Origin of the sequence: Pelagimonas phthalicica, from assembly GCF_004364805.1 — a bacterium.
GTDB lineage: Bacteria > Pseudomonadota > Alphaproteobacteria > Rhodobacterales > Rhodobacteraceae > Pelagimonas > Pelagimonas phthalicica.
Window position 1 is genome coordinate 1,190,016 of sequence record NZ_SOAP01000001.1, and the last position, 12,551, is coordinate 1,202,566.

Genomic DNA, 12,551 nt, shown 5'->3' on the forward strand with positions numbered 1-12,551 from the left:
GGCACATCGCCCCGCCCACCATCCCGCAGAGGCGCATATGAGAATCATTGCAGGAGAATTTCGCGGCCGCAGGCTGGCCTCGGTCGGCAAGGGTGATCCCGGCGCGCATCTGCGCCCGACCACGGATCGCGTGCGTGAAAGCCTGTTCAACACGTTGAATGGCGGGCGTTTTGGCGACCCGATTGAGGGTGCGCATGTGCTGGACCTCTTTGCCGGGACCGGAGCCTTGGGGTTGGAGGCTTTGTCGCGCGGGGCAGAGCATGTCACCTTTATCGATGATGGCCGGGTCGCCGGGCGGATCCTGCGTGAGAACATCCAGACCCTGGGCTGCAAAACTGCGGTCAAGCTGATCAACCGGGATGCCACACGGCTGCCACCGGCAGATACCCCGTGCCAGTTGGTCTTTCTTGACCCGCCTTATGGCAAGGGTCTGGGGGGCAAAGCCTTGCGCATGGCTCAGGAACAGGGCTGGATCGCAGACAAGGCGCTGATAGTCTGGGAGGAATCCGAGCCGCAGGAGGCCCCAGACGGTTTTGTGCTGCTGGATCAGAAACGTTATGGCGACACCTGGATCAGTTTTCTCGAGGCACAAGCCTAGTCACCCGGAACTGAAATCCGCTACATAAATAATTTTCAGCCACGCAGGTTCGCGCCCGGCACCGAGGGTGGGCGCGTTTAATCCTGGCAGCCGGGCAGTGGTATCAGATATCGGTGCATCTTGATGAAACGTTGAGACGAATTCGCGCCCGCCGCTTTGCCGAAGGCAAACCTTTGGTTTGACGGGCGGGGTCATGCTGGAAGCATGCCTTTGGCATGAGCGCGAACCGGATCGCAAGCGATCCGGGGACACTAGCTCTATGACAAGAATTTTGGTTCCTGATGACTAGAGCGTGTCATCAATTACCAGACCGCCCTAAGTCCCAAACAGTATAGACATATGGGCCGCCTCATATATCATCACATTCAAATGAATGCATGATGGAGGTCCCATGCCCCTGTTCCGCCCAACCCGCCGTGACCTGCTGAGCATGGCCGCCGCCATGCCCGCCTTGACCCTGCCCAGCCTGGCCCGCGCCGATCTTGGCCCGCCCGCAACCGCTAACCCCGGGCATTTCAGTTTTACCCTGGGACAGGCAAAGCTGACTGTGATCTCGGACGGCCATCTGGAAACCCCGGCCAGCGGCTTGGGCGTGAATGCGGACCCGGGCGAAGTGCAGGCCTTTCTCAAGGCGCATTTCCTCTCACCCACCAGAAATTACAGCCATACCAACCACCTGCTGATCGAGCTGGGAGAGGCCAAGGTACTGGTCGATACCGGCTCGGGGTCGCGCTTCCTTGATACGGCCGGGCGGTTGATGGAGAATCTCGACGCCGCCGGGATTGATGCCAGCACCATCACCCATGTGGTCATCACCCACGCCCATCCCGATCACATCTGGGGCATTCGCGATGATTTCGACGAGGCGATCATTCCCGATGCCGCTTACTTCCTTGGTGAGACCGAGCGGACCTACTGGATGCAGGATGGCTTGCTCGCCTCCGCCCCTGCCGAAGCGCAGCAATTCATTGTCGGGGCGCAGAATTCGATCAATGTGGACGGGGCCGAGTGGAAATTGGTCAGCGACGGGACCGAGATTGCACCCGGTGTACGGGTTATCGACACGCCCGGCCATACGCCGGGGCATATGGCCGTGGTGGTCGAATCCGACGGGCAGCAATTGATGGCGGTCGGGGATGCGATGAACCATGCCTGGATGAACTTTGCCCATCCCGATTGGGTGAACGGGTTTGACATGGATGGTGACATGACCGCCGCCACCCGCCGCCGCCTATTGGATATGGCTGTGGCGGATCAAATTGCGGTGCTGGGGTATCACTTCCCCTTCCCCGGTGTCGGCCATGTGATGAAAGAGGGCGAGGCCTATCGCTTTGTCCCGGCGCTTTGGCAGTGGTGAATTACAACGATTGGGCCGCAAAGAGCTCATTCGACATGCTCTTAGTCACGATGAAAGGCTTCTTCTGCGGCGGAGCCGCTCAGTTGGTTTCCCTAAGCCGATTGCGAGCAAAGCAGCACGAGTGGCGTTCCTTGCTAACCGAACAATGGTTCCTTACCATTAAGTAAAGCATTGGAATGTGTTATGCCCTCTCTGAACGACGAAACTCTTGATTGGTCTAGATTTCGAGTACCTCCACCCAACCCTCTCTTTCGTCGCTTTAACAGTAAAGAACAGTCTGAAGAATTTCTCTCAGGACAGATCAGGCTAAAAAACCTTATTTACTATAGAGAGATCGAAGACGTCTCTCGAAGAGACGAACTGGAAGGGATCTCTTTCGTAGAAGGAAAGGGATTGCCGATGACAATAAAAGACTCAGAGGGAAAACTGGCCTTTACAGGCAACTTGACTTCAAATCTTAAACTCAGCACGGCCCATCCAGAACGCTACTTTATCTCCTGCTTCTCAAGCGAGCTGTGCGAGTCTCACCGAAAATGGGGCGAATGGGTTGTGCAAATCAACAACCCAATGGAGTTGTTTCAAGATTTATCAGCTGAAACGCCTAATGGATTTGAACTGATTTGGGGCCCTGTCGAATATTCCGACCAACCACGCGGACCAGAAGCATTTGACGCACGCGACACCTGGCGGCGCAAGCGCTTTTGTTTCTCAAGCGAAAAAGAGTTTCGGCTAGCGCTATATGGTGGTGCGCTTGAAACTCCAAAGAAAGAAGCCGTACTAACCATGGAATATAACCCAAAGGACTCTGAACTCATCCTTTTAAGGGACCCCTAGGTCTTCTAAAACTCAGCTATGACCCGCTTATCCGCCCCAACCTTCCCTTCCTTTGGCAAACGCCTGAAACGCCAACGCGCGGCGCTTGGGCTCAAGCAGGAGGCCTTGGCTTTAGCGCTGGGGGTCAGCCAGACCACCGTGTCGCGCTGGGAAAGCGGGGCGCAGGTGCCCGAGCATGAGATGCAGCAGCGCGCCCTTAGAGAGTTGGGGGCCAGCCGCGCCGATGATGCGGCGGTCAAACGCCTGATCGAAGGGGCGGATTTTGCCGTTCATCTGGTGGATGAGGCCAGCCATGAATGCCTGGCCTATTCAAAAACCCGCGCCCGCGATTGGAATGTCAGCATGCGCAGTCTCATTGGCGTGTCGCTTTGGCAATTCGCCACCGAAGAGATTCAGCAGGCTGAGGCTGAACTGGACGGCAAAGGCTGGTGGGATGACATCGCCCCGGCGCCACAGCGCTTGATCACGTCGGGCGCAATCTATCCCGAGCTGCGCATCAGCCCGGGCGGAATGATCTGGGAACGCATGTATCTCGCCGATGGCCGCCCTGTGCGCCTGACCACCGGGTTTTGAACCGCCCTGGCAACTGAGTAATTTTGACGTCCCCCGGAACCAAAATTAATCCAAAGAGAAAAATGCCCCCTGGATCGCCTGCGATCCGGTTCGCGCCCGACCCCGCCCCCAGGGCGGGCGCGAATTCGCCTCAACGTTTCAACAAGATGCACAGTTACCTGATACCACCACTCAGCTGCCAAGGTTAGACGCGCCCACCCTCGGTGCTGGGCGCGAACCTGTGTAGTAGCTAATCTTCAAGGTCGCAGACTTCTATTCCAAGTAAATAGCATACGCATAATTTATGCGTGGCGCGTCACTCTGCGCAGGGCTAGACCCGGATCACCATTCCGCGTGCAGGCCCGTTCCATGACCATCCCGCTTCCAAAGCCACTCCTTGTTTTGCTGCTCTGGTTTGCCGGGCTCGGCGCGGCGGCGCAATTTGCCAAGATCGCGGTGCCGTTTGATCAGCTGCAAGCCGCCTATCCGGGTATCGGAGCGCAGGTCGGTTGGCTGTTATCTCTGGTCTCTTTGGTCGGGGTGTTTCTGGGCATCGTCGCGGGCAATCTGGTGGCGCGGTTCGGGGCCAAGCGGCTGTTGTTGCTCAGCCTGGCCTTGGGCGGGGCGTTATCGCTTTTGCAATCCGGCTTGCCACGGATCGAGTTGATGCTGATCAGCCGCGTGATCGAAGGTCTCTCCCATCTCATCATCGTGGTCGCAGCCCCGACCTTGATCGCGCAACTCACCGCGCCCCGCTTTATGGGGCTGGCCATGGGGCTGTGGAGCAGCTTTTTCGGCGTCAGTTTTGCAATCACCGCCTGGGGCGTGATCCCAATGCTGGGCGAACAGGTCCTGCCGCCTTTGTTCCTAGGCCATGGCGTGCTGTTGCTCGGGCTGTCCGGCCTTGTGCTGCTCTTTGTTCCAACCGTTATTCAACACGACAACACGGCCCCTGCCCCTCAGGGCTTTGTGGCCTCGCATATCACCGCCTTCCGCTCACCGCGCATTTCCGCCCCCGCCGCCGGGTGGTTGTTTTACACGCTGACCTTCGTGTCGCTGGTGGCCATTCTGCCGGAAAAACTCCCGCTTGAGGTCAAAGAGCTGGCTGTCGGGGCCATGCCGCTGATCAGTGTGATTGGCTCGTTGGCCATTGTGCCGATTTTGCTGCGGCGCTTTTCGGCGGTGCAGATCATCATCGCGGGCATGGGTGCAGCGGCGCTGCTGGTTATCGCAACCTTGGCAATCCCCTTTGGGCTGGCCAGCGCTCTGACGCTGTTTGCGGTGCTGGGCTTGATCCAGGGTGGCAGCTTTGCCTCGGTACCCGCGTTGAACAGCGACGTGCAGGATCGGGCGCTGTCCTATGGGCTGATGGCTCAGGCTGGCAATACCGGCAACTTGTTGGGCACGCCGCTGCTGCTTTGGGCTGGGGATATCGGCGGAGAGGCCGGTTTCTTTGCCAGCACCGCCGCAATTTACGCGCTTGGGGCCTTGGCCCACCTTTGGCTGGCCCGCCAGCGACGGGCCATTCCGAATTAAGCGGTCTTGTAAGTCGGGTGGAACATGTTCCCCGGCGACAGTGTAAAGATCTCGCAGCCATCCGCCGTGACGCCGATAGAATGCTCAAACTGCGCCGACAGGGATTTGTCGCGGGTCACCGCTGTCCAATCATCTGACAGAACCTTGGTTTCCGGGCGGCCCAGATTGATCATCGGCTCGATGGTAAAGAACATGCCCTCTTCCAGCACTTCGCGGGTGCCCGGACGGCCGTAATGCAAGACATTGGGCGGCGCATGAAAGACGCGGCCCAGCCCGTGACCACAGAAATCACGCACAACCGACATGCGTTGTGATTCCGCATAGGTCTGGATCGCATGGCCAATATCGCCAAAGGTATTGCCCGGCTTGACCGCCTCGATCCCCTTCATCAGCGCATCATGGGTGACCTGCACCAAACGCTCGGCCTTACGCGACATCTTGCCCGCCACATACATGCGCGAACTGTCACCAAACCAGCCATCCTTGATCACGGTGACGTCAATATTGAGGATATCGCCATCCTTGACCTTTTTGTCACCGGGAATGCCGTGACACACCACGTGATTGACGCTGATGCAGCTGGCATGCTGATAGCCCTTATAGCCGATGGTGGCCGAGGTCGTGCCCAGCTCTTCGACCCGCTTGCGAATGAAGTCATCAATCGCTCCGGTGGTCTGACCCGGAAAGACATGTTCGGCAACCTCATCCAGGATCTGCGCGGTCACCTGGCCAGCCGCATGCATGCCAGCAAAATCGCCGGGTTGGTAAATCCGAATTCCGTCGCGGGTCACGCGGCCTTTATCCTTGTTCACGTCAGGCTCCATGGGCTCCATCAAGACTTTGGCCGTATGTAAGGGCTTTGTGCGCAAGTGACCAGAGCAAAGGCTCTTTTCCCTGTCACACAAAGACCCTAAGACAGGGCCAAAGGAGCAGTTTCATGTCCCATATTACTCTTGTTCGTCATGGCCAGGCCAATACCGAGGCCCGCGATGAAACCAGCTATGACAAGCTCAGCGATCTGGGCTGGCAGCAAGCGCGTTGGCTGGGGGAGCATTTTCAGCAAACCGGCGAAGTGTTTGCCCGCACCTATACCGGCACCTTGCAGCGTCATATTGAAACGGCAGAGGGGATTGGCCCGGATTGCCCGACCGAGGTGGTGCGTGATCCGCGCCTGAACGAAATGCAATATTTCGACGTGGCGACCCGGTTGCAAGAACAGCATGGCCTGCCCATCCCGCAGGAACGCGAGGGGTTTATTGAACATCTGCCAACCCTGTTCACCTATTGGAAAGAAGGGCGGATCGAAGATGTGCCCGAAACCTTTGCCCATTTCGAATCCCGCGTCAGCGACGTGTTGAACGAAATCGCGGCGGGTGAGGGCCGTGCGCTGGTCGTGACCTCCGGCGGGCTGATTGGTATGGCCATGCGGTTGATCATGCGGCTGGACATCGCCGCCATGTCCCATATGTGTCTGACGATCGAAAACAGTTCGCTGCATCGGGTGCAGCCCCTGTCGACCGGGCTGGCCATGACGCAATTCAACGCGATCCCCCATCTGGACACCCCTGCACGCGCCTTTGCCCGCACACATCTTTAGGGTCACCGCCCCCAAAATTCATCGATGAATTTTGCAAGAATTTTGGAAAATTCTTGCGCCCAGCCGCGCGGTTGTGAACAGTCGCCTCCGTTCTAGCAAGCATCAAGGACCCACCATGACCCATCTCTGGATTCGCGCCGAAAGCCGCCCCAATGAAGAACGCGTCGGCATCACACCCGAAGGTGTGGCGAAACTGATCGCCAAGGGCTTTCGCGTCACTATCGAATTCAGCGCCACGCGGATCCTGCCCAGCGCGGCCTTTACCGCCGCCGGGGCGGAACTGGCGGATGAAGGGTCTTGGCCGGATGCCCCTGCGGATGCGATCATCTTTGGTCTCAAGGAATTGCCTGAGGCGGACACACCGCTGATCCACCGCCATATCATGTTCGGCCATGCCTATAAGGGTCAAGAGGCCGGGGCACGACTGCTTACGCGCTTTACCGCTGGGGGTGGGGCGCTTTATGATCTGGAATATCTGGTGGATGATAACGCCCGCCGGGTCGCAGCCTTTGGCTATTGGGCGGGCTATGCCGGGGCGGCGGTCTCGCTCTTTGCCTGGGCGGCGCAGAAACAGGGCGGCATGTGCCCTCCGGTCTCCACCTGGCCCAATTCCGAAGCCCTGCAAGCGGAGCTGACCACCGCGCTGGATCGCGTCGGAACCGAGCGCCCCACCGCCATCGTCATCGGAGCCCTGGGGCGCGTTGGAACCGGCGCACGAGATCTTTGCAAGCAGATGGGTGTTGCCACAACCGATTGGGATATGGCGGAGACCGCCAGCGGCGGCCCCTTCCCCGAAATCCTGGAACATGACCTGTTCTTTAATTGCATCCTCGCCGCCCCGGGCTGCCCGGTCTTTGTGCCAGACAGCGCCAAGACCGATTTGCGCCGGTTGTCAGTGATTGGCGATATTGCCTGTGATCCACAAAGCGAATTTTCCCCGATCAAGGTCTATGATCTGGAAACCAATTGGGCCCAACCCGTGACCCGCGCCTATGACGCCCCGCCGCTGGATGTCATGGCCATCGACAATCTGCCCTCGCTTCTGCCTTTGGAATCTTCGCAGGATTTTGCAGCGCAACTATTGCCGCATCTCGAAGCATTGGACGATATCGACAGCGGCGTCTGGGGACGCGCCTTTGACACTTATACACAGCACAAGCCCGAGGTCTAAACTATGACAATCCATTGGTGTGGCACCGGCCTGTCGGCCATTCCCGGCCTGCGCCGCCTGATCAGCGCCGGTCACCCCGTGACGGTGTGGAACCGCACGATTGCCAAGGCCCAAGAAGCGGTTGGCGATCTGACGCAGGATATTCGCGCCTTTGACAGTGACGCATTGGCCGGGGTCTTGCAGGCGGATGATGTCATCGTCTCGATGTTGCCCGGCGATTGGCACGTACCCTTGGCCGAATTGGCAATCAGCAAGGGCGCGCATTTTGTGTCCTCGAGCTATATCGCGCCGGAAATGCGCGCGCTGGACAGCAAAGCCCGCGCCGCCGGGGTGCGCATCATCAATGAGGTCGGGCTTGATCCGGGGATCGACCATCTGATGGCCCATGCGCTTGTGGCCGATTACAAGGCGTCGGGCGCTTACGATACTGAGAATGAGATCAGCTTTACCTCCTATTGCGGCGGCGTGCCCAAGATCGCCAATGCCTTTCGCTACAAGTTCAGCTGGGCCCCTGTGGGCGTGCTCAAGGCGCTGCGCTCCCCCTCGCGGTCGATCCGCCATTTCTCGGAACTGAACGTGAGCCGCCCCTGGGACGCGATAAGCCGCTATGATGCGCCGCTGCCCGTGCCCGAAAGTTTCGAGGTCTATCCCAACCGAGATTCCCTGCCATTCATGGAGGAATACGGGTTTGAGGAGGCTTGGAAGGTCAAAGACTTTGTCCGCGGCACCTTGCGCCTGAACGGCTGGGCCGACGCCTGGGCCGATATCTTTGCCGAAGCCGGCACGGCCAGCGATGCGCGTCTGGTCGAAATCGCCGATCAGCTTTTGGCGGAGAACGCCTATGAAGAGGGCGAGCCGGATCGCGTGGTGCTTTGCGTGGATCTGAAGGCCGAAAAGGACGGGCACGCGGTTTGGCACAAGACCTATGTCATGGATGCCTGGGGCGATGAGCGCGGCACCGCCATGGCGCGGCTTGTCTCGGTGCCGGTCTCCTTGGCGGTTGAGGCGGTGCTGAAACGCCAGATCCCGGTTGGCGTGATGGCGGCCCCATCTGATCTGAAACTCGTCACCGAATGGATGGACGAGGTGCAAAGCCTCGCGCAGCATCTGATGGTTGTGGATCAGGTCTGATACTCGGTCCTGCTTGAGAGCGCGGGAGCGAGAGGCCAGCCTCTCGCGCTCTCCGGAGTATTTTGACCAAGAAGAAGCATAGGCGTTTTCTTGAACGGAGAAGGCCCTTCTAGAGAGTTTCGATTAAAACCTGAAGCATCAGGCCGCATTTTACGCGTTGAAATCTATGATTTCCGGCAGCGTTAAATGTGTCAGGTTTAATCGACAACGCTTTAGCGGGGCCTTGTCACTCTCCCATGAGCTTTGGCGCGGGGCGATCCAGCACCAATTCCGCGTCTGAAAAGGTGATCGGGGTGCGCACGCCGGGGATGCCTCCGGGGGAGATTTGCATGCCGCGGGCCTGGACCTGCGGGTCGGCAAAGACATCGGCCATATCGTTGATCGGCCCAGCCGGTACGCCCTGCGCTTCGCAAGCGGCCAAAAGGTCAGCCTTGCTGCGCTGAGCCGTAGCCGCCGACAGGCGCGCGATCATCGCATCGCGATTGGCGACCCGATCAGCGTTTTTCAGGTAATCCGGATCCTCTGCCATCTCTTCGAGCCCCAGCAAACCACATAGCCGCTGATATTGGCCGTCATTGCCGGTGGCGATGATGATATGACCATCCGAGCAGTCAAACACCTGATATGGCGTCAGATTGGGGTGGTAATTGCCGGTTCGCCCCGGCGGTGTGCCGGTGCTGAGATAGTTCATCGACTGATTGGCCATCGCCGCCACGGCGCAATCCAAGAGCGCCATATCGATATGCTGCCCCTTGCCGGTGCGTTCGCGCTGATAAAGCGCCGACAGGATCCCGCTGACCGAATAGAGCCCGGTAAAGAGATCGGTGATCGCCACCCCGGCACGCTGCGGCTGCCCATCCGGGTCGCCCGTGATCGACATAAAGCCGCTCATGCCCTGAATGATGTAATCATAACCAGCACGATGCGCATAAGGCCCGTCCTGCCCAAACCCGGTGATCGAGCAATAGATCAAGCGTGGATTGAGCGCCGAAAGGCTCTCGTAATCCATGCCGTATTTCTTCAACCCGCCGAGTTTGAAATTCTCGATCAGGATATCCGCATCTGCCACCAAGTCGCGCATCCGCGCCTGCCCGTCAGGGCTGGCGAGGTCGACCACCTCGGAGGCTTTGCCACGGTTGCAGGAATGGAAATAGGCCGCCGACTGATCGCCTTCGCGCTCGATAAAGGGCGGCCCCCATTGCCGTGTATCATCCCCGGCCGGGGATTCGATCTTGATCACCTCAGCGCCAAGATCGGCCAGGGTCTGGCCCGCCCAGGGCCCCGCCAGAATGCGTGCCAGTTCAATGACTTTCACACCCTCCAACGGGCCCTTGGGCGCCGAAACATCAGATGGCTTCATTCGCCGAGTTTCTCGTCCAGCAAAGCTTTGAAATCAGCGTAGCTCATGTTCGAATAAAGCTCGCCATTGATCACAAAGGACGGGGTGGAACGGATCTCATCCTTGGTGGCGTTCTGCTGATACCAGGCCACCAGCGTCTGCAGCTTGTCACCATCGGTCAGGCAGGCTTCGATCTGCTCACTCTCCATCCCGGCGAGGCGACCAATCTTGCGCAGCTCATCAGCAATCGCACCCTCGGAACCGGCCCGTGCCCAGGTGCTTTGGCCCTTCATCATCATATCGGTGATGCCAAAGAATTTCTCGGGCCCATCACAGCGTGCAATCATCGAGGCCCACATGCCGAACTTGTCGAAATAGACTTCGCGGAAGGTAAAGCCGATCTTGCCGGTATCGATATAATCCGCCTTCAGCTGCTTATAGGTGTTTTCATGGAAGGATGCACAATGCGGGCAGGTAAAGGAGGCGTATTCGATGACCTGAACCGCGGCGTCGGGATTGCCCTCAACCATTTCGATCACGCTCGAAGTATCCACATCAGCCGATTGCGCATTGGCTGCACCCGGCAAGGCTGTCGAACCGGGGGTAGACGCGCCTTGCGTCATATACCAGGCACCGCCTGCCACCAGCGCCAGCGCAACCGCGCCAATGGGTAGAATCTTGTTCATCATCGGTAACATTTCCTCTGTAGCGGCACCGGTTTAACTCCGGTTACCTTTCGATATGACATTGCTGGCCAGCCGTTCAAGCGCTGCGCGAAGGGCCTCATCGGCAATCTCTTGCGCAGCGGCCTTGGCCTTGGCTTGCACTTCGGGGTTGGGTTTGGGTTTTTCCGCCTTTTTGCGATGGACAAAATCCACCTGCCCTTCGGCAAATCCGGTGGCGGCGGTTTGGGTCACGCGAATGCGGGCAATGGCGTTATAGCCGTACACCGCGTTGATCTTTTCGCGCAACTCATCGCGTTTCATTTGCAGCAGCGGAGCATTCGCGCCATTGGTCAGAACCGACAGGGTCGCGCCGAATCCCCCGCGCCCATAGCTGATCTCGACCGGGCGCGACATGGCGGCGATATCGCTGCCGACAATCTCTTCCCAATGGGTCAACACCCGCGATTGCGCAAAACCACGGGCTTCGGACGCCTTGCGCACCTGTGCTTGCAACAGGTTGGACGTACGGGCAAAGCCATAAGTGGTTGTCTTGCGCGGCGACATGGTGTGAATCCCTTATTCGGGCGCTATTGTAATGCGCTGCCCGTGGGGTGCCAGCCCCTACTCTTACTAATCTGCGTGATATCGCGCAGGAAACAGCGAAGGACATTCACCATTGCGTGACCTCCCCAAAGCCAGTGACCTGCTCGACTGGTATGACCGCCATGCCCGTGATCTGCCCTGGCGCGTTCCTCCTGCGGCGCGTCTCGCCGGGGTTGCGCCTGATCCCTACCGGGTGTGGATGTCGGAAATCATGCTGCAGCAAACCACTGTGGTGGCGGTCAAAAGCTATTTCGAGGCCTTTACCGCGCGCTGGCCCACTGTGATAGACCTCGCCAATGCCGCGGACGAAGATGTCATGGCTGCCTGGGCCGGGCTGGGTTACTACGCCCGCGCCCGCAACCTGCTGAAATGCGCCCGCGTGGTCACCTCTGACTTTGATGGCACCTTCCCCAACGATCATGACACGCTACTGACCCTGCCGGGGATTGGCCCCTATACCGCCGCCGCCATCGCCTCCATTGCCTTTGATCAGCCCGAAACAGTGTTGGATGGCAATGTGGAACGGGTCATGGCGCGTATCTTTGACGATCACACCCCGCTGCCCAAGGCCAAGCCGGTCTTTCACGATTACGCTGCGCAATTGACGCCAGAACTGCGCACCGGCGATTACGCTCAGGCGGTGATGGATCTTGGCGCCACCATCTGCACACCCAAAAACCCGGCTTGCGGCCTCTGCCCCTGGCGCGGCTCCTGTGCGGCCTGGACCGCCGGAACCGCCGCCGAACTGCCCAAGAAAGCCCAAAAGAAACGCAAACCCACCCGGTTCGGCATCGCCTATCTCGCCCGCCGCGTTGATGGGGCCTGGCTGCTGGAGCGCCGCCCCGACAAAGGACTGCTTGGCGGCATGCTGGGCTGGCCCGGCTCGGATTGGAACGAGGCCCCGAGCCCCGCCCCGCCCATCCGCGCCGAATGGAAAGAGCTGAACGCCGAAGCCCGCCACACCTTCACCCATTTCCACCTGCGCCTGAAAGTCCTGACCGCCCTCGTCCCCATGGATCGCAAACCCGATCAGGGCATGTTTGTCGAACCCGGCGAATTCAACCGCGACGACCTGCCAACCGTGATGCGCAAAGCCTATGATCTCGCCAGCAAGGGATAGGCCTTAGGGTCAAAACAATACATCCTGACCCCAGGTTTCTTTGGGCCA

Annotated in this window: 13 protein-coding genes; 9 read left to right on the forward strand and 4 right to left on the reverse strand. The window is 59.1% G+C overall.

Annotated features, from left to right (window positions below; genetic code table 11):
* Positions 1-37 precede the first annotated feature (37 nt).
* The 5 genes from rsmD to CLV87_RS05935 all read left to right on the forward strand — a co-directional run bounded on the left by rsmD (position 38) and on the right by CLV87_RS05935 (position 4,877).
* A complete protein-coding gene (gene rsmD / locus CLV87_RS05915; RefSeq protein ID WP_099242836.1) occupies positions 38-598 on the forward strand; it encodes a 16S rRNA (guanine(966)-N(2))-methyltransferase RsmD in 561 nt (186 codons plus the stop codon).
* Between the two features lie 391 nt (positions 599-989).
* Entirely contained in the window at positions 990-1,955 is a 966-nt protein-coding gene (locus CLV87_RS05920; RefSeq protein WP_099244699.1) for an MBL fold metallo-hydrolase, read from the forward strand.
* 183 nt (positions 1,956-2,138) lie between these two features.
* Positions 2,139-2,789, forward strand: coding sequence for a hypothetical protein (locus CLV87_RS05925; protein WP_099242834.1), 651 nt, complete (start codon positions 2,139-2,141; stop codon positions 2,787-2,789).
* Between the two features lie 18 nt (positions 2,790-2,807).
* Entirely contained in the window at positions 2,808-3,362 is a 555-nt protein-coding gene (locus CLV87_RS05930; protein WP_099242832.1) for a helix-turn-helix transcriptional regulator, read from the forward strand.
* Positions 3,363-3,710: 348 nt separating this feature from the next.
* Positions 3,711-4,877, forward strand: a complete 1,167-nt coding sequence (locus tag CLV87_RS05935) for an MFS transporter (RefSeq protein WP_099242830.1) — start codon at positions 3,711-3,713, stop codon at positions 4,875-4,877.
* Here the strand turns inward: CLV87_RS05935 and map are convergent.
* Complete coding sequence (map, locus tag CLV87_RS05940) at positions 4,874-5,689, reverse strand: type I methionyl aminopeptidase (protein ID WP_235871854.1); 816 nt, start codon at positions 5,687-5,689, stop codon at positions 4,874-4,876. The genes CLV87_RS05935 and map overlap by 4 nt on opposite strands.
* A gap of 125 nt (positions 5,690-5,814) precedes the next feature.
* Here map and CLV87_RS05945 point away from each other — a divergent pair, with 125 nt between their 5' ends.
* From CLV87_RS05945 to CLV87_RS05955, 3 genes are all read left to right on the forward strand, one after another.
* On the forward strand, positions 5,815-6,474 hold the full coding sequence (locus tag CLV87_RS05945; protein ID WP_099242828.1) for a histidine phosphatase family protein: 660 nt from the start codon (positions 5,815-5,817) through the stop codon (positions 6,472-6,474).
* 115 nt (positions 6,475-6,589) lie between these two features.
* Positions 6,590-7,645, forward strand: coding sequence for a saccharopine dehydrogenase (locus CLV87_RS05950; protein WP_099244695.1), 1,056 nt, complete (start codon positions 6,590-6,592; stop codon positions 7,643-7,645).
* Between the two features lie 3 nt (positions 7,646-7,648).
* Positions 7,649-8,776, forward strand: coding sequence for a saccharopine dehydrogenase family protein (locus CLV87_RS05955; protein WP_099242826.1), 1,128 nt, complete (start codon positions 7,649-7,651; stop codon positions 8,774-8,776).
* Between the two features lie 226 nt (positions 8,777-9,002).
* On the opposite strand, the gene CLV87_RS05960 is transcribed toward CLV87_RS05955, so the two are convergent.
* The 3 genes from CLV87_RS05960 to CLV87_RS05970 are packed head-to-tail and all read right to left on the reverse strand — an operon-like array spanning position 9,003 to position 11,344.
* Positions 9,003-10,136, reverse strand: coding sequence for a CaiB/BaiF CoA transferase family protein (locus CLV87_RS05960; protein WP_099242824.1), 1,134 nt, complete (start codon positions 10,134-10,136; stop codon positions 9,003-9,005).
* The gene (locus CLV87_RS05965; RefSeq protein ID WP_099244693.1) at positions 10,133-10,801 is read right to left on the reverse strand and encodes a DsbA family protein; all 669 of its coding nucleotides are present in this window, start codon (positions 10,799-10,801) and stop codon (positions 10,133-10,135) included. The genes CLV87_RS05960 and CLV87_RS05965 overlap by 4 nt, the downstream gene beginning before the upstream one ends.
* Before the next feature lie 33 nt (positions 10,802-10,834).
* Positions 10,835-11,344 carry a DUF721 domain-containing protein gene (locus CLV87_RS05970; RefSeq protein ID WP_099242822.1) on the reverse strand — a complete coding sequence of 170 codons (510 nt, stop codon included), beginning with the start codon at positions 11,342-11,344 and terminating at the stop codon, positions 10,835-10,837.
* A gap of 112 nt (positions 11,345-11,456) precedes the next feature.
* Here CLV87_RS05970 and mutY point away from each other — a divergent pair, with 112 nt between their 5' ends.
* Positions 11,457-12,503 (forward strand): A/G-specific adenine glycosylase, encoded by a 1,047-nt coding sequence (mutY, locus tag CLV87_RS05975; RefSeq protein WP_099242821.1) that lies wholly within the window; start codon positions 11,457-11,459, stop codon positions 12,501-12,503.
* Positions 12,504-12,551 lie beyond the last annotated feature (48 nt).